Here is a 16,584-nt window from a genome sequence, read left to right on the forward strand (position 1 = left end):
GGTAATGTCGATCGATGTAGGATTAATCTTTCAAATTGCAGGTATTGGTATTATTTTAGCTTTCATTCATACTGTGCTGAAAGAACTAAAGCGAGAAGATATTGCCAATTGGGTTATTCTCGTTGGTTTTGTTGTTATTTTATTTCAGGTTGCATTTTTAATTAACAATTTGTTTGACAAGATTAAAAGCGTCTTTCTCTTTCAGTAAAGGGGGCGATTCGAATCGAAATATTACAAATTGTAGGACTTGGGCTTGTGGCGACTTTTTTGGCGGCAGTATTGAATCAGCATAAATCGAGTATAACTTCATTGTTTGTTGTATTTGTCAGTAGCGTTATGTTTTTACTTGTAATCGATCAAATTCACTCCATTTTAACGATGATTGAGCGTATTGCAAATGAAGCGAAAGTGAGCAATGTGTATGTGGAAACGCTGCTGAAAATTATTGGAATTGCTTATATTGCAGAATTTGGCGCACAAATTACGAAAGATGCAGGACAAGGAGCGATTGCTTCAAAAATCGAATTAGCAGGGAAAATTTTAATTTTAGCAATGGCGATTCCAATATTAACGGTTGTAATTGAAACAATTCTCGGTTTTTTGCCAACCGGATAAAGGAGGGATGAATCGTGCGATCGTTTGGAATAAAGCTTTTGTTTGCTTTTTTCCTCTTTTTTTCTTTACCGATTATTGTACAAGCTTCTCCCTTAGAACAAAATGTTGTGGATGAACAGCTAGGAAAGCTTGGAATAGAAGATGTAAAGAAATATTGGGATGACCTTGTTGTAAAGTACGGGGGATATTTGCCGGAAAGCCAAAAGGGAAGTTTTATGGAGTTTGTAAAAGGAGAAAAAACTTTTCAATTAAGGAGTGGATGGTTGGATTATTAAAATATTTATTTCATGAATTACTGGCTAATGGAAGGTTACTTGGGACATTGATTATGCTTACTATTTTTAGTGCACTTCTTCAATCGCTTCAATCTGCTTTTGAAAAAAGCAGTGTAGGGAAAATAGCAGATGCTGTTGTATATATGGTACTTATCGTTTTTGCTTTAAATAGTTTTTACGTTGTAATGACATATGCAAGAGACGCCATTCAAACAATGATAGATTTTATTTTAGCGCTTCTCCCTATTTTGTTGGCACTCATCGCTACTGGAGGCGGTGTTGTATCTGTTTCCTTCTTTCATCCAATTATTGTTTTTCTTATGAATACGAGCGGGATGCTCATGAATTACATTGTTTTACCGCTTCTCCTGCTTGCAACGATTTTAAGTATTGTAAGTACAATGAGTGATCAATATAAAGTCACAAAATTGTCCAAGCTATTGCAAAATGTTAGCGTTAGCATCATTGGCATTTTCTTAACAATTTTTCTTGGTGTGCTCTCTGTACAAGGAACGGCAACAGCAGTAGCGGATGGGATTGCTGTTAAAACAGCAAAATTTGTAACCGGAAATTTTATTCCAGTTGTGGGGCGAATGTTTACCGAAGCGGCAGATACAGTACTTAGTGCATCTGCATTATTAAAAAATACAATTGGAATTGTTGGGGTTGTTATTTTATTACTTATCGTTGCTTTTCCTGCTATTCAAATTTTTTGCATTGCTTTCATTTATAAATTTGCAGCAGCAGTGTTGCAGCCTGTTGGTGGAGGAGCGATTATCCAATGCTTGGATATTATCGGGAGAAGCATTATATACGTGTTTGCTTGCTTGGCTATTGTATCGCTTATGTTTTTTTTAAGTATCACTATTATTATCGCGGCTGGAAATATTACGTTAATGATGCGTTAGGGGGTGATCAGGTTGCAATTTGTAGTAGAGTGGATTCGGAATATTATTGTGTTTCTACTATTAGCGACGATGCTTCATATGTTACTTCCTAATTCAAAATTACAAAAGTATGTCAAATTTGTTGTTAGTTTGCTTCTAGTTGTTTTAATCTTAACGCCCTTATTTAAATTGTTACAAACGGACATTCAAGATGTAATTGCAAACGTTAGTCAAGACAAGTATGCAGCCGATGGATTAGTAGAAAATCAAATTGATACAAAGAAAAAAGAAATACAAGCCTCACAACGTGCATATATTTTAGAACAGATGGCTGTCCAAATGAAAAAACAAGTTGGAAAAGAACTGGAAGAACAATATGGCATGGCCGTTATGAGTTTGCAGATAAAAGTACCAGAGGACAAAAAGGAAGTGAAATCTCAGCAAGATATTCAGTCTGTTGTCGTAACGCTTCAAAAAAATGAACGCAATCGAGAAGGAGCTATTGAAACAATTCAAAAGGTAGAAATTAATTCGAAGGAACCTCGAAAGACATCAGAACAAAACACAGTCGAAATGAAACAATTTTTCTCAAACAAATGGCAATTAGAAGAGAGCAAAATTAAAGTACAGATGGAAGGGGGATAGGGAGAGTAAATGAACAATAAATTTCAATTTCTTCTCAAATTTTTTAAAGGAAATGAAAAAGACGAGAAAGAGAAAAAAATAACATCCAAGTTTTTAATCATCTTACTCATACTCGGTGTGCTCCTTATGTTTTCTAGTAATCTCTTTCAAGCAAAAAAACCAGAAGTACCTGTTCTCAAATCACAAACCGGACAAGAGCAAGTAAAAGATGTCCCGACGTTTGGGCAAAAAGGCAGCGATAACAAATCTATCATTGATAAATATGAAAAAGAATATGAACAACAATTAAAAGAAGCTTTAGAAAGTGTTGCGGGCGTTAAAGATGTAACAATTGAAATTAATCTTGATTCATCTGAAGAAAAAATACTCGATAAAAATACAGTGAAGCGATCGCAAGGCACAGATGAAACAGATAAAGAAGGTGGAAAGCGGAAAGTTGAAGATGAATCGATTGACGAAAAAACAGTGATTGTACGCCAAGGGGATAAAGAAGCCCCAATTGTACTCCGAGAAAATAAGCCGAAAGTTCGCGGTGTTCTTGTTGTTGCAAAAGGAGTAGATAATTTACAAGTGAAACAGATGGTGATAGAAGCTGTTACACGTATGCTAGAGGTTCCGAGTCACCGTGTATCTGTCTTACCAAAAAAGAATTAGGGAGGAAATAAAGTGCTAAAAAAACAAACAGTTTGGTTATTAACGATGTTAAGTTTAGTTGTTGTTCTTTCGGTATACTATGTAATGACGCCAGATAATAAAAGTAAGGTTGTTACAACATCTCTTGAAGAAGTAACGAAAGAGAAGCAAGGACCTGAAAAGGAAACAAACAAAAAAGAAACAAGTAAAAAAGAAGGTAATGTATCTAGTCATTCTGCTAGTGATGATAGTTTCACAGCACTACGTTTGAAAATGGAGGATCAGCGCAGTGAAATGAAAGAAAAATTGCAAGATGTAATGAACTCAACAAACGCTTCTGCTGAAGAGAGAAGTAAAGCAAAAGATGAATTTAATGCATTAAGTGATTTAGCAGCCAAAGAAACGTTATTAGAAACATTAATTAAAACAGAAGGTAGCTATAAAGACGCACTTGTACGTGCAGATGGAAATGACATTAAAGTGACAGTGCAAGCAGCGAAGCTCTCTGCAAAAGAAGCAAATAAAATTATGCAGCTTGTAAAAAGTGAAACGGGCTTAATGGCAGATGTTCGATTTGAAATAGCAAAGTAAAAAGCTATCGATTTTTCGATAGCTTTTTTTGTTTACTAGAAGTTAGTCTAGCAATCGTAGTTCGGTTTCTTTCACTTTTATAGGAGAAATTTGTTGTGAGTAAAAAATCATTGGTTCTTGATGAAGGTGATTACTTTGTCCGCATTTCATTTGAATAGCGAGAGCTACACCCCAAATAATAACAGTTGGTAGAAAGAGAATAAGCCAAATGTTCACGTTTCCACACCTCACTGTATATGATTCTACTTTGACGATACTCCTTTTATATGAAGGGGATATGAAGTGGAGGTAAATAAACTTTGAATATTTAGTAAAAAATATATAAACTTACATAATAAGGAAGAATACGTTGTTTTTTTAGAAGTGGTCTTGCCAATTTTGAGTGAAACTTGGTATTATTACTAGGTGATAAAATATACCATACTGTTATTTTCACAGAAGATTTTATTTATCATAAAGAAAAATAAATTGGAATGTTGAAAATATTTATCGTAAGATATATATAGTATGAAGCTTCATAGTATTTTTTTATTAAGAGTATGTGAAGTAACTTATTATTGGCTGTTATAGCAGGATTTAGTGAAACTTTCATCAGTGGCGTTTATAACTGATGGTTTGTAGAAGCAGCCAAGCTGTTGCAGCAGGACAAACAAGTATATAGGAGTGGATTTTACATGTTTAAAATTCAGGAAGTTCGTGAATTGATTAAGTTGATTGATGATTCTAATATTGATGAATTTGAATACAAAAAAGATGGTACTACAATTAAGATGAAAAAGCGTGGTAATGAAGTAGTTGCTGTGCAACCTGCTCCTGCAGCGCAGAAACCTGTACAAGCTATAGCAACAGAAGTGGTTGCTGCGCCAGCTCAAGCTGAAACGCCAAAACAAGAGGAGAAACCAGCAGTACAAGAGGAGAACTTACAAAAGATTACTTCTCCAATGGTTGGAACGTTCTATGGATCTCCATCACCAGATACGCCTGCATATGTAAATGTAGGAGATCGCGTATCAGAAGGGAAAATTGTTTGTATTGTAGAGGCAATGAAACTCTTTAATGAAATTGAAGCAGAAGTAAATGGAGAAATCGTTGAAATCCTTGTGAATAACGGTCAGCTTGTTGAATATGGACAACCGCTATTTCTTGTAAAAGCATAATAAGGGAGTCTTGAGTTATGATTAAAAAAGTATTAATTGCGAACCGCGGGGAAATTGCTGTACGAATTATTCGTGCTTGTAAAGAAATGAATATTGAAACAGTTGCAATTTATTCTGAGGCAGATAAAGAAGCGCTTCATGTACAAGTGGCAGATGAAGCATACTGCGTTGGTCCAACTGTATCAAAGGAGAGCTATTTAAACTTAACGAACATTATTAGTGTTGCGAAATTAACAGGCTGTGATGCAATTCACCCTGGATATGGATTTTTAGCAGAAAATGCTGATTTTGCAGAGCTTTGTCGTGAATGTAATTTGATTTTTATCGGTCCAAGTCCAGAAGCTATTTCAAAAATGGGCACAAAAGACGTTGCACGTGATACAATGAAAGAAGCAGGGGTTCCGATTGTACCGGGTTCACAAGGAATCATTAAAAATACCGAAGAAGCTGTAGCACTCGCAGAGAAAATTGGATATCCTGTTATTATTAAAGCAACAGCGGGCGGCGGCGGCAAGGGTATTCGCGTTGCGCGCACTGAAGAAGAGCTTGTGAAAGGGATTCAAATTACACAGCAAGAGGCAAGTACCGCTTTTGGAAACCCTGGTGTATATTTAGAAAAGTACATTGAAGATTTCCGTCATGTCGAAATTCAAGTGATGGCAGATAATCATGGTAATGTCATTCATTTAGGAGAGCGTGATTGTACAATTCAGCGTCGTTTGCAAAAGCTGCTAGAAGAGTCGCCTTCTCCAGCTTTAGATGCTACCATTCGTCAACAAATGGGAGAGGCAGCAGTAAAAGCAGCGGCAGCAGTAGATTATACAGGTGCCGGCACAGTTGAATTTATTTACGAATATAAAACGAAAAGTTTCTATTTTATGGAAATGAATACACGGATTCAAGTCGAACATCCTGTAACTGAAATGGTAACGGGAGTAGATCTTATTAAAGAGCAGATTCGTGTTGCGTCAGGAGAGCAGTTATCGCTGCAGCAAGAAGAAGTACAATTTAACGGTTGGGCAATTGAGTGCCGAATTAATGCGGAAAACCCTGCCAAAAACTTTATGCCATCTCCAGGGAAGGTAGAAATGTATTTACCGCCAGGAGGATTTGGTATTCGCGTCGATTCAGCTGTATATCCTGGGTATACGATTCCGCCTTATTACGATTCGATGGTTGCAAAGCTTATTGTTTACGGAAAAACACGTGAAGAAGCAATTGCAAAAATGAAGCGAGCGCTAAGTGAATTCGTCATTGAAGGTGTACATACGACGATTCCGTTTCATTTACAACTTCTTGACCATCCTGAGTTTGTACAAGGTGAATTTAACACTAAGTTTCTAGAACAGCATGATTTAACGGCGCACTGATACATTTAAAGGAGGTTTTTTCATGGCTGATCATATGTTAGACATGGGGCAAGACACAACTCTTGGTAAAGTAGAAATCGCACCGGAAGTAATTGAAGTAATTGCAGGTATTGCTGCTTCTGAAGTAGAAGGTGTAGCAGCAATGCGTGGTAATTTTGCAACAGATGTTGTTGAGAAGTTAGGGAAGAAAAATCACGGAAAGGGCGTAAAAGTAGAGTTAGCAAACGATGACATTATCGTTGATGTTTATGTATTAATGTATTTTGGTGTAGCAATTCCAGTTGTTGCACAAAACATTCAAGATAATATTCGTCAAGCGCTTCTTACAATGACAGGCCTTGAACCGAAAGAAGTAAACGTGCATATCGTTGGTGTAACATTTGAGACACCAAGGACAGAAATTGAGCCAGTGTAATACTAAAAAGGTGCCTCGTTATACAGGCACCTTTTTTTATCGTTTTGTATACCTCTATTCAAGTTCCAGAAACATTATATTATTCAAAAAAATGAAAAAAATATAAGGGTAAATACGTATTTTTGAAAAAAACGTACATTGTGGTATGATATGGAACTTGGAGTTAATCTTTTTATTATTTTTCCGTTAGGGAACTCGTGTATGAAACGATAAATTGTGGTATTATCATTGTATTATAAGGTTGAAAACTCAGCGGAAATTATAAAGAGTAAGTAATTCGACGGCTTATAAATTATAATAATATAACAAAACATAAGGAAGACTTGAAGTATAAAGGAGAGTTATAATGAAACGTAGGACGGCTAGAGAAAGAGCAATGCAAGCACTCTATCAAATGGATATTACCGGAGAATATAATTCGAAGGCTGCAGTAGAAAATACACTTGAAGAAGGCGAAAGTACAAATGAATTTTTAGAAACACTTGTCTTCGGGTGTGTAGAGCATAAAGAAGTAATCGATGAGCTTATTCGTCAAAATTTAAAAAAGTGGAAATTAGAGCGCATTAGCATTGTTGATCGCAGTATTTTACGACTTGCTGTGTATGAAATGAAATATATGGAAGATATTCCGTATAGCGTATCTATTAATGAGGCAATTGAAATTGCAAAAGCATATGGGGACGACGAATCTCGTCGTTTTATTAACGGCGTTTTATCTAGTATAAAGTAAACTCTCATCTGCGGGGAGCTTCACCCCACAGATGATTAGTAAAACTAATTAAGCTTTTACGAGCAGTTAACCCTCACCTATCTTCTTTGATTTTTCAAATCTTTAAGGTGAGGGCCCTACTGCTCGTTAGAGCGGGGTAGAAGAAAAGTAGCTTTGTAATTTTTTAAGGGGGAATTTTAACATGGTAGCAGTAATCATCAAAGGAAATGAAGTTGCAGAGAAAAAGCGAGCACAGTTAAAAGAGAAAGTTACAGAACTAAAAGAACAAGGAATTGTACCAGGACTAGCTGTGATTTTAGTTGGGGATGATCCAGCTTCTCATTCGTATGTAAAGGGGAAAGAAAAAGGATGCGAACAAGTTGGCATTTATTCTGAATTAATTACATTTCCTAATACAATTACACAAGATCGTTTATTAGCAGAAATCGAACGTTTAAATAACGATGATCGTATTCACGGTATTTTAGTGCAATTACCTTTGCCAAATCACATTGAAGAAAAGGCTATCATTGAAAAAATTTCTCCTGAGAAAGATGTAGATGGTTTCCACCCAATTAGTATCGGTCGTATGATGACAGGACAAGATACGTTCCTTCCATGTACACCGCACGGCATTTTAGAATTAGTAAAAGAAACAAACCTTGATATTACAGGGAAACACGTTGTTGTTATTGGACGAAGCAATATTGTTGGAAAACCAGTAGGACAACTGTTTTTAAACGAAAATGCGACAGTTACTTATTGTCATTCAAAAACAGCGAATATAAAAGAATTAACGAAGCTAGCTGATATTTTAATTGTTGCAGTTGGAAGAGCAAAAATGGTAACAGCTGATTATGTAAAAGAAGGCGCAGTTGTAATCGATGTCGGAGTAAACCGCTTAGACACAGGGAAGTTGTGCGGTGATGTTGACTTTGATGATGTATTAAACGTTGCAGGCTATATTACCCCAGTACCAAAAGGCGTAGGTCCAATGACAATTACAATGCTACTAGAAAATACGGTACTATCTGCAGAGCGCGCAGGTGTTGTTTGTAAGTAATTGCAAAGCGGCTATGAGGAGAGAAAGATGGAAAAGCAATATTTAACCGTTACAGCATTAACTCGTTATATGAAAACAAAAATAGAGTATGATCCTCATTTACAGTCTGTTTGGTTAAAAGGAGAAATTTCAAATTTTAAATATCATAGCCGCGGTCATATGTATTTCACATTAAAAGATGAAAATGCAAGAATTGCTGCGGTCATGTTTGCAAGTCATAATCGTAATATGAAATTTAGACCAGAAGACGGGATGACAGTGCTTGTAAAAGGGAAAATCTCTGTTTATGAAGCAAGTGGTTCATACCAAATTTATGTTCATGATATGCAGCCAGATGGAGTAGGGAATCTTCATTTAGCATATGAACAGTTAAAGGCTCGTTTAGAAGAGGAAGGGCTGTTTTCACAAGTATATAAACAACCGATTCCTGCTTATCCAACAACAATTGGTGTTATTACGTCACCAACGGGTGCGGCGATTCGGGATATTATAACGACGATTACACGTCGTTATCCTATTGGAAATGTAATTGTATTTCCAGTTCTTGTACAAGGGGAGTTCGCAGCTCCCTCGATTGTACAGGCTATTGAAAAAGCAAATGAAATGAACGATATGGATGTACTAATTGTTGGTCGCGGCGGAGGTTCAATTGAAGAACTATGGGCGTTTAATGAAGAAACAGTAGCCCGGGCAATCTTTGTGAGTCAAGTTCCGATTATTTCTGCTGTTGGTCATGAAACAGATTTTACAATTGCTGATTTTGTTGCGGATTTAAGAGCGCCAACGCCAACAGCGGCAGCTGAATTGGCAGCGCCTCACATTCTCGAATTAGAAGAAAAAGTGATGCAGCGTACACTTCGGTTAACGCGAGCGATGCGTGAGATGATGAACTATAAGCAGGAGCATCTGCAAGCATTACAAAAATCATATGCGTTTCGTTATCCAAAACAACTGTATGAGCAAAAGGAAGAACAATTGGATCGTACAATTGATAAGCTGATGCAAACGAAAGAACGTTACATAGAGAAGAAGGCGAATCAGCTTCAGCAGCTGTCATTTTATTTAGGAAAGCATCATCCTTCGCAAAAAATTGAACAAACAAAGCTTATGGTGGACGCATTGCAAAAACAACTGCAACGCGAGATGCAAACTCTTCTACAAGCGAAAGAGTTTGCTTTTACAAGAGCAGTAGAGAAATTAGAAACGTTAAGTCCTCTTAAAGTGATGATGCGAGGCTACGGTCTTGTCTATAACAATAAAAAACAGGTGTTAAAAAGCGTGAAAGAAATTGATCTTGGAGATGCGGTTGCAGTACAGCTTCAAGATGGTGTGTTAGAATGTAATGTATGGGGAATAGAGGAGCGTGAACTAGGCGATGGAAAATAAAGTGAGCTTTGAAGAAGCGATTGCAAAGCTTGAGCAAATTGTTTCTAAGCTTGAACAAGGCGATGTTCCGCTTGAAGAAGCAATTTCGTATTTTAAAGAAGGTATGGAACTTTCTAAGCTTTGCGATGACAAGTTGAAAGATGTACAAGACCAAATGGCAGTTATACTTGGTGAAAACGGTGAACTTCGTCCTTTTACTGCCCTAGGAGATGAAGCATAATGGCGTATATAGCTTTTGATGCTTTTATGAAAGAGAGCAAAGCACTTGTTGAAGAACAGCTTGTCCGTTATGCAAATACATTACAATGTCCGAATGTGCTTCGCGAAGCGATGGCATATTCATTAGAAGCGGGCGGAAAGCGTCTCCGGCCGTTACTTTTATTTGCGACGCTACAAGCGTTTGGGAAAGATAGAGATTTAGGAATAGATACAGCCTGTGCACTAGAAATGATTCATACATATTCTTTAATTCATGATGATTTGCCTTGTATGGATGATGATGACTTACGCCGTGGAAAACCGACAAATCATAAAGTATTTGGTGAAGCGATGGCTGTATTAGCTGGTGATGGATTGTTAACATATGCATTCCAAGTTGTAACAGGACAAGAGCATACAGACATTACTCCTGAAATAAAGATGCGCATTGCGTTAGAACTTGCAAAAGCAGCAGGACCAGAAGGAATGGTTGGAGGACAAGTTGCGGATATGGAAGCGGAAGGGAAACAGTTAACGCTTCACGAGTTAGAATATATTCATAAGCATAAAACTGGCCGTTTATTAGAATTTGCAGTATTAGCTGGTGCGCTATTATCAGGGGCTACGACTGAGCAACAAGAAAAACTACTTACATTTGCGAAGTATGTTGGACTTGCTTTTCAAATTCGTGATGATATTTTAGATGTAGAAGGAACAGAAGAAGAAATTGGGAAACCGGTCGGAAGCGATATGACAAATGAAAAAAGTACATATACAACGTTGTTTACACTAGAAGAAGCGAAGCAAATTTTAGAAGAAACAATTGCAAAAGCAAAAGACGCAATTTCTTCTTTACAATTACAAGATGAATATTTGTTAACAATTTGTGATTTAATTGCAAAGCGTAATCACTAGTATCAGAACGTTTTCATTTGTTGAGCCATTGGGGATTTTGTGGTATAAATGTAGACAAAGGTTTTTCTTTTCTTGTTATTGGCAAAAATATATGTAGATTACATTGCCGTTATCACTTTGTGTTAGCGGCTCTTTTTTCATCGTATAAAAATAAAGAAGATGCTTGATATTTGTACTACAATTAAGTACAAATATGTTTTACAGGTATTTTGTATACTAGTTGATATGATGACAGATTATGAAACGAAAGTGAGTGATCCTTGTGGATCTGACGCAAATTCAAAATCCTAGTTTTTTGAAGGATATGTCTATAAGCGAACTAGAGGCATTAAGCGAAGATATTCGAAAGTTTTTAATTGAAGAGCTTTCTCAAACAGGTGGACATATTGCTCCGAACCTAGGTGTAGTAGAACTCACAATTGCTTTGCATAAAGTATTTAATAGTCCAAGAGATAAATTCTTATGGGATGTAGGACATCAATCCTATGTACATAAAATTTTAACAGGGCGTGCAAAGGATTTTGGGACATTAAGACAATATAAAGGATTATGTGGTTTTCCAAAGCGTTGTGAAAGTGAGCATGATGTGTGGGAAACTGGGCATAGTTCTACTTCATTATCTGCCGCAATGGGAATGGCGCTTGCGCGTGATTTAAAGAAAACGAAAGAGTATATTGTTCCGATTATTGGTGATGGTGCGTTAACAGGTGGAATGGCACTAGAAGCACTAAACCATATTGGACATGAGCAAACAGATATGACGGTTATCTTAAATGATAATGAAATGTCGATTGCACCGAACGTTGGTGCATTGCATAACGTACTTGGACGTTTACGTACAGCAGGGAAATATCAATGGGTAAAAGATGAACTGGAATACTTATTGAAGAAAATTCCGGCAGTAGGCGGTAAAGTAGCTGCAACAGCAGAAAAAGTAAAAGATAGTTTGAAATATTTACTCGTTTCCGGTGTGTTTTTTGAAGAATTAGGATTTACATATTTAGGCCCTGTTGATGGTCATGATTATGAAAGTTTATTTGAAAATCTTCAATATGCAAAGAAAACGAAAGGTCCTGTTCTTGTTCATGTGATTACGAAAAAAGGAAAAGGCTATAAACCGGCTGAAAGTGATGTAATTGGAACTTGGCATGGTACAGGAGCATACAAAATTGAATCTGGTGATTTTGTGAAACCGAAGGAAGTTGCGCCGGCATGGAGTTCTGTTGTTAGCGAAGCAGTTCGTAAATTAGCGAAGGATGACCCGCGTATCGTTGCTGTGACGCCAGCAATGCCGGTCGGATCAAAGCTTGAAAAATTTGCAAAAGAATTTCCGAATCGTATGTTTGATGTAGGGATTGCTGAGCAACATGCGGTAACGATGGCGGCTGGTTTAGCGACGCAAGATATGAAGCCGTTTTTAGCGATTTATTCTACGTTTTTACAACGTGGTTATGATCAAGTCGTTCACGATGTGTGCCGCCAAAATTTAAATGTCTTTTTCGGGATTGATCGAGCAGGGTTAGTAGGAGCTGATGGAGAAACGCATCAAGGTATATTTGATATTGCATTTTTACGCCATCTTCCGAATATCGTTCTCATGATGCCGAAAGATGAAAACGAAGGTCAACATATGGTATATACAGCCATCAATTACGAAGATGGGCCGATTGCGCTTCGCTATCCGCGTGGAAATGGGCTTGGTGTACCTATGGATGAGGAGTTTAAAGAAGTTCCAATCGGTACATGGGAAACACTTCGTGAAGGTTCACAAGCAGCCATTTTAACATTTGGTACGACAATTCCAATGGCTTTAGAGGCAGCGGAATCTCTTGAGAAAAAGGGGATATCTGTAAAAGTTGTGAATGCTCGCTTTATCAAACCGATGGATGAATCGTATTTACATGAGTTATTAGGAAAGAATATGCCGATTTTAACGATTGAAGAAGCGTGTTTAATCGGAGGATTTGGTTCTGGTGTGTTAGAATTTGCTAGTGAGCATGGGTACCATAATGCACTAATTGAGCGTATGGGTATTCCAGATCATTTCATCGAGCATGGCAGTGTATCTAAGCTTCTTGAAGAAATTGGCTTAACAACAGATGCAGTTGTTGAGCGCATTTGTACAATGATTCCATTAAAACAAAAAAGGGCGTAACGAATGAGCGGGAAAAAAGAAAGAGTAGATGTACTATTAGTAGAACGAGGACTTGTGGAAACAAGAGAAAAAGCAAAGCGGGCTGTTATGGCCGGTCTTGTATATGCTAATGAAATGCGTTTAGATAAGCCGGGTGAAAAAATACCGCAAGATACAGAGCTTACAGTAAAAGGACAAGTGATGCCGTATGTAAGCCGTGGTGGATACAAATTAGAGAAGGCATTAGAAACATTTCAAATAAATTTGCAAGATAAGGTTATGTTAGATATCGGTTCCTCAACTGGTGGGTTTACCGATTGTGCTTTGCAAAATGGAGCGAAGTTATCATATGCGTTAGATGTAGGTTATAACCAGCTTGCATGGAAGCTGCGTCAGGACGAGCGCGTTGTGGTAATGGAACGGACGAATTTCCGTTATGTAACACCTGCTGATTTGCAGCAAGGATTACCGCAATTTGCGAGCATTGACGTATCATTCATATCTTTAAAATTAATTTTACCTGTATTGAAAACGATGTTAACTTCTGGTGGTGACGTTGCAGCGCTTATTAAGCCGCAATTTGAAGCTGGGCGAGAGCAAGTGGGGAAAAAGGGAATTGTTCGCGACCGTAAAGTGCATGAAGCGGTTATAGAAATGATTGTCGATTTTGCATTAGAAGAGGGTTATGATGTTCAAAATTTAACATTCTCTCCAATTACGGGCGGAGATGGAAATATTGAATTTTTAATTCATTTAAAATGGTATGGTGAGCGTACGCAAGGGGAAAATCATTCTCCTATTCGAGTAGAGGAAGTTGTGACAGAAGCTCACGAGGCCCTGAAGCAAAAAGGAAAAGAGGAATAACAATTGTTGTTCCTTTTTTTAACATACAGCAAGCTAGAATTGTAAACACAATTGTAAAAACAACGGTGTACAAGTAACCAGTTATACGTTAACATAAAGAAGTGAAGTATAGCGACGTTAAAACTAAGGTAAGAGATAGTGCGAGGTGCAAAAATATGAATAAAGGGCAGCGCCATATTAAAATCCGAGAAATTATTGCGAATAAAGAAATTGAAACACAAGATGAACTAGTAGATATTTTGCGTAATGAAGGTTTTAATGTAACGCAAGCGACAGTATCACGAGACATTAAAGAATTACATTTAGTAAAGGTGCCACTTCATGACGGAAGGTATAAATATAGCTTACCAGCCGACCAACGATTTAATCCGCTTCAAAAATTAAAACGCAATCTTATCGATTCGTTTGTTAAATTAGATTCAGCTGGTCATATGCTCGTGTTAAAGACGTTGCCGGGTAACGCAAATGCTCTTGGTGCACTTATTGATCATTTAGAATGGGATGAAATTATTGGCACAATTTGCGGTGATGATACGTGTTTAATTATTTGCCGTACACCTGAAGATACAGGAGTTGTATCGAATCGCTTTTTAAATATGCTGTAACAAAAAGAATCTTGTTTGCTTTATTGCTCAGAAGAGTGAAAAGTAAGCAAGATATTTTTGTTATGAAGAAATATAAAGTGAAACTTCCATCAGTGGGGGAGGTTTTACTGCCCGTTAATGCGGGATAAAATCCAAAATAGCACGTAAAAATACACATTTCCATATCGAAATATCAATATTGTTACATTGACCGTAAAAACAAATGTTTGGTACAATGAAGCAGATTACATAATATATTCTTCATCAAGAAAAGAATGAATAGAAGAATGTATGTGAGAATAGTTTAAGCCTCCAGTATGGAGTGTGAATTAGATAACGAGGTGAATGAGGCATTGTTATCGGAATTATCGATTAGAAACTTTGCTATTATTGAATCATTAAATATTTCTTTTCAAAAAGGGCTGACTGTTTTAAGTGGTGAAACGGGTGCAGGGAAATCCATCATTATTGATGCGATTAGTCTTCTTGTTGGAGGACGCGGTTCTGCGGAATTTGTGCGCTATGGGACAGATAAAGCTGAAATTGAAGGGTTATTTTATATTGAGGATGAAAATCATCCTTGCGTTATGAAAGCAGAAGAACTTGATATTGAAATTGAAGATGGCATGATGATTTTAAAACGGGATATTTCTGTGAATGGGAAAAGTGTATGCCGCGTAAACGGAAAACTGGTTACATTAAGTGTATTAAAGGAAATTGGGAAAACGCTTGTTGATATTCATGGGCAACATGAAACACAAGATTTAATGAATGAAGATCGTCATTTATTTATGCTTGATCATTTTGATGGGGACCATATTTTAGTTCAGTTAGAAAAGTATCAAAATGTTTATAGAGAATACGAGCAATTAAAAAAACAATTGCTCTCTTTAACAGAGAACGAGCAACAAATGGCACATCGTTTAGACTTGATTCAATTTCAACATGAAGAGATTCGAAATGCAGACTTGAAAATAGATGAAGAGCAAAACTTATTAGAAGAACGATTGAAGATTTCGAACTTCGAAAAGATTTATAAGGCGTTGGGTGATTCGTATCGCTCTTTAACTGAAGACCGTTCTGGTTTAGATCATGTACGAAATGCAATGAATCAAATGGAGAGCATTACTGATTTGGATATAGCATATCAAGAAAACTATGATGCGATTGCAAATAGTTATTATTTATTAGAAGAGGTCGCTTATCAGCTCCGTGAAAAGTTAGATATGATGGAGTATGACCCTAATCGTTTAGATGAAATTGAAACGCGTTTAAATGAAATTCGTATGTTAAAGCGTAAATATGGAAATACTGTAGAAGAAATTTTAGCGTATGCGGATGAAATCGAACAAGAAATATTTACCATTGAAAATAAAGATGTACACATTGAAACAACGAGAAAAAATTAAAAGAATTAGAACAGCTTATAGTAAAAGAAGCAAAATTATTAAGTGGCATGCGTCATAATCTTGCGAACCGATTAACAACAGCAATTCATCAAGAATTAAAAGAGCTGTACATGGAAAAAACAAAATTTGAAGTAATGATAAAGAAAAAGAAGGGACAATTGACGATCCTCTTGTCGAAGGAGCTCCTGTAAAAATGACCCAAGATGGGTATGACTATGTGGAATTTTATATTTCTACAAATCCAGGAGAACCGTTAAAGCCGCTTTCTAAAGTAGCTTCAGGAGGAGAATTATCCCGTATTATATTAGCGTTAAAGAGTATTTTCTCTAAACATCAAGGTGTTGCTTCTGTTATTTTTGATGAGGTAGACACTGGAGTAAGCGGGCGTGTTGCGCAGGCAATTGCTGAAAAAATCTATCGTGTTTCCGTCAATTCACAAGTGCTATGTATTACACATTTACCACAAGTCGCGTCTATGGCAGATTCTCATTTGTTTATTCGTAAACAAATTGTCAATGAACGAACAGTTACATCTGTTACTGTACTAAGTCAGGACGAAAAAGTGACAGAAATTGCTCGCATGATCTCTGGTGTAGAAATAACTGATTTAACAACAGAGCATGCAAGAGAGTTACTCTCGCAAGCGCATCGTTTTAAACAAGCAGCAGAGGCTATCCAATAATGGATAGCTTTTTTGGTAACAACAATGATTTCTTAATTCTTCCGGTTATAAA

General features: G+C 36.9%; 16 protein-coding genes and 3 pseudogenes. 18 read left to right on the forward strand and 1 reads right to left on the reverse strand.

Annotated elements, in window-relative coordinates:
* Positions 1-4: 4 nt before the first annotated feature.
* From spoIIIAC to ACEWFJ_RS07680, 6 genes and pseudogenes are all read left to right on the forward strand, one after another.
* On the forward strand, positions 5-208 hold the full coding sequence (gene spoIIIAC / locus ACEWFJ_RS07655) for a stage III sporulation protein AC (RefSeq protein WP_020061584.1): 204 nt from the start codon (positions 5-7) through the stop codon (positions 206-208).
* 8 nt (positions 209-216) lie between these two features.
* A complete protein-coding gene (gene spoIIIAD, locus ACEWFJ_RS07660) occupies positions 217-615 on the forward strand; it encodes a stage III sporulation protein AD (protein ID WP_473692388.1) in 399 nt (132 codons plus the stop codon).
* A gap of 11 nt (positions 616-626) precedes the next feature.
* Positions 627-1,798 (forward strand): annotated as a pseudogene (gene spoIIIAE / locus ACEWFJ_RS07665) (stage III sporulation protein AE).
* A gap of 12 nt (positions 1,799-1,810) precedes the next feature.
* A pseudogene (gene spoIIIAF, locus ACEWFJ_RS07670) lies at positions 1,811-2,442 on the forward strand (stage III sporulation protein AF).
* Positions 2,432-3,076, forward strand: coding sequence for a stage III sporulation protein AG (spoIIIAG, locus tag ACEWFJ_RS07675; protein WP_473691384.1), 645 nt, complete (start codon positions 2,432-2,434; stop codon positions 3,074-3,076). Before spoIIIAF ends, spoIIIAG begins: the two are co-directional and overlap by 11 nt.
* 12 nt (positions 3,077-3,088) lie before the next feature.
* Positions 3,089-3,646, forward strand: a complete 558-nt coding sequence (locus ACEWFJ_RS07680; RefSeq protein WP_473691386.1) for a SpoIIIAH-like family protein — start codon at positions 3,089-3,091, stop codon at positions 3,644-3,646.
* 42 nt (positions 3,647-3,688) lie between these two features.
* Here the strand turns inward: ACEWFJ_RS07680 and ACEWFJ_RS07685 are convergent, their stop codons facing one another.
* Positions 3,689-3,862, reverse strand: a complete 174-nt coding sequence (locus tag ACEWFJ_RS07685) for a DNA recombination protein RecO (protein ID WP_429708700.1) — start codon at positions 3,860-3,862, stop codon at positions 3,689-3,691.
* Between the two features lie 458 nt (positions 3,863-4,320).
* On the opposite strand from ACEWFJ_RS07685, the gene accB reads away from it, so the two are divergent.
* The 12 genes and pseudogenes from accB to recN all read left to right on the forward strand — a co-directional run bounded on the left by accB (position 4,321) and on the right by recN (position 16,532).
* Positions 4,321-4,803: an acetyl-CoA carboxylase biotin carboxyl carrier protein gene (accB, locus tag ACEWFJ_RS07690; protein WP_473691388.1), complete on the forward strand. Its 483-nt coding sequence runs from the start codon at positions 4,321-4,323 to the stop codon at positions 4,801-4,803.
* A 17-nt stretch (positions 4,804-4,820) separates the two neighbouring features.
* Positions 4,821-6,173 carry an acetyl-CoA carboxylase biotin carboxylase subunit gene (gene accC, locus ACEWFJ_RS07695; protein WP_098307635.1) on the forward strand — a complete coding sequence of 451 codons (1,353 nt, stop codon included), beginning with the start codon at positions 4,821-4,823 and terminating at the stop codon, positions 6,171-6,173.
* A gap of 22 nt (positions 6,174-6,195) precedes the next feature.
* The gene (locus tag ACEWFJ_RS07700; RefSeq protein WP_473691390.1) at positions 6,196-6,588 is read left to right on the forward strand and encodes an Asp23/Gls24 family envelope stress response protein; all 393 of its coding nucleotides are present in this window, start codon (positions 6,196-6,198) and stop codon (positions 6,586-6,588) included.
* A gap of 346 nt (positions 6,589-6,934) precedes the next feature.
* A complete protein-coding gene (gene nusB / locus ACEWFJ_RS07705; protein ID WP_473691392.1) occupies positions 6,935-7,318 on the forward strand; it encodes a transcription antitermination factor NusB in 384 nt (127 codons plus the stop codon).
* Positions 7,319-7,499: 181 nt separating this feature from the next.
* Positions 7,500-8,360, forward strand: a complete 861-nt coding sequence (gene folD / locus ACEWFJ_RS07710; RefSeq protein WP_473691394.1) for a bifunctional methylenetetrahydrofolate dehydrogenase/methenyltetrahydrofolate cyclohydrolase FolD — start codon at positions 7,500-7,502, stop codon at positions 8,358-8,360.
* 27 nt (positions 8,361-8,387) lie between these two features.
* Positions 8,388-9,746: an exodeoxyribonuclease VII large subunit gene (gene xseA, locus ACEWFJ_RS07715; RefSeq protein ID WP_473691396.1), complete on the forward strand. Its 1,359-nt coding sequence runs from the start codon at positions 8,388-8,390 to the stop codon at positions 9,744-9,746.
* Positions 9,736-9,966, forward strand: coding sequence for an exodeoxyribonuclease VII small subunit (locus ACEWFJ_RS07720; protein WP_098307625.1), 231 nt, complete (start codon positions 9,736-9,738; stop codon positions 9,964-9,966). The genes xseA and ACEWFJ_RS07720 overlap by 11 nt, the downstream gene beginning before the upstream one ends.
* Positions 9,966-10,859 carry a polyprenyl synthetase family protein gene (locus ACEWFJ_RS07725; RefSeq protein WP_429719748.1) on the forward strand — a complete coding sequence of 298 codons (894 nt, stop codon included), beginning with the start codon at positions 9,966-9,968 and terminating at the stop codon, positions 10,857-10,859. The genes ACEWFJ_RS07720 and ACEWFJ_RS07725 overlap by 1 nt, the downstream gene beginning before the upstream one ends.
* A 262-nt stretch (positions 10,860-11,121) precedes the next feature.
* Positions 11,122-13,014: a 1-deoxy-D-xylulose-5-phosphate synthase gene (gene dxs / locus ACEWFJ_RS07730; RefSeq protein ID WP_253630384.1), complete on the forward strand. Its 1,893-nt coding sequence runs from the start codon at positions 11,122-11,124 to the stop codon at positions 13,012-13,014.
* A 3-nt stretch (positions 13,015-13,017) separates the two neighbouring features.
* Positions 13,018-13,857 carry a TlyA family RNA methyltransferase gene (locus tag ACEWFJ_RS07735; protein ID WP_253630383.1) on the forward strand — a complete coding sequence of 280 codons (840 nt, stop codon included), beginning with the start codon at positions 13,018-13,020 and terminating at the stop codon, positions 13,855-13,857.
* A 155-nt stretch (positions 13,858-14,012) separates the two neighbouring features.
* Positions 14,013-14,462 carry an arginine repressor ArgR gene (gene argR, locus ACEWFJ_RS07740; RefSeq protein WP_098307617.1) on the forward strand — a complete coding sequence of 150 codons (450 nt, stop codon included), beginning with the start codon at positions 14,013-14,015 and terminating at the stop codon, positions 14,460-14,462.
* 332 nt (positions 14,463-14,794) lie between these two features.
* Positions 14,795-16,532, forward strand: a pseudogene (gene recN / locus ACEWFJ_RS07745) (DNA repair protein RecN).
* The last annotated feature ends 52 nt before the right edge of the window (positions 16,533-16,584 follow it).

The sequence above is a fragment of the Bacillus sp. EA-CB0995 genome (assembly GCF_055814245.1).

Excerpts from the sequence above, each read along its gene's own strand:
- spoIIIAC (WP_020061584.1), top strand. The coding sequence starts at position 5 with ATGTCGATCGATGTAGGATTAATCTTTCAAATTGCAGGTATTGGTATT.
- spoIIIAG (WP_473691384.1), top strand. The coding sequence starts at position 2,432 with ATGAACAATAAATTTCAATTTCTTCTCAAATTTTTTAAAGGAAATGAA.
- accB (WP_473691388.1), top strand. The coding sequence starts at position 4,321 with ATGTTTAAAATTCAGGAAGTTCGTGAATTGATTAAGTTGATTGATGAT.
- accC (WP_098307635.1), top strand. The coding sequence starts at position 4,821 with ATGATTAAAAAAGTATTAATTGCGAACCGCGGGGAAATTGCTGTACGA.
- ACEWFJ_RS07700 (WP_473691390.1), top strand. The coding sequence starts at position 6,196 with ATGGCTGATCATATGTTAGACATGGGGCAAGACACAACTCTTGGTAAA.
- nusB (WP_473691392.1), top strand. The coding sequence starts at position 6,935 with ATGAAACGTAGGACGGCTAGAGAAAGAGCAATGCAAGCACTCTATCAA.
- folD (WP_473691394.1), top strand. The coding sequence starts at position 7,500 with ATGGTAGCAGTAATCATCAAAGGAAATGAAGTTGCAGAGAAAAAGCGA.
- xseA (WP_473691396.1), top strand. The coding sequence starts at position 8,388 with ATGGAAAAGCAATATTTAACCGTTACAGCATTAACTCGTTATATGAAA.
- ACEWFJ_RS07720 (WP_098307625.1), top strand. The coding sequence starts at position 9,736 with ATGGAAAATAAAGTGAGCTTTGAAGAAGCGATTGCAAAGCTTGAGCAA.
- ACEWFJ_RS07725 (WP_429719748.1), top strand. The coding sequence starts at position 9,966 with ATGGCGTATATAGCTTTTGATGCTTTTATGAAAGAGAGCAAAGCACTT.
- ACEWFJ_RS07735 (WP_253630383.1), top strand. The coding sequence starts at position 13,018 with ATGAGCGGGAAAAAAGAAAGAGTAGATGTACTATTAGTAGAACGAGGA.
- argR (WP_098307617.1), top strand. The coding sequence starts at position 14,013 with ATGAATAAAGGGCAGCGCCATATTAAAATCCGAGAAATTATTGCGAAT.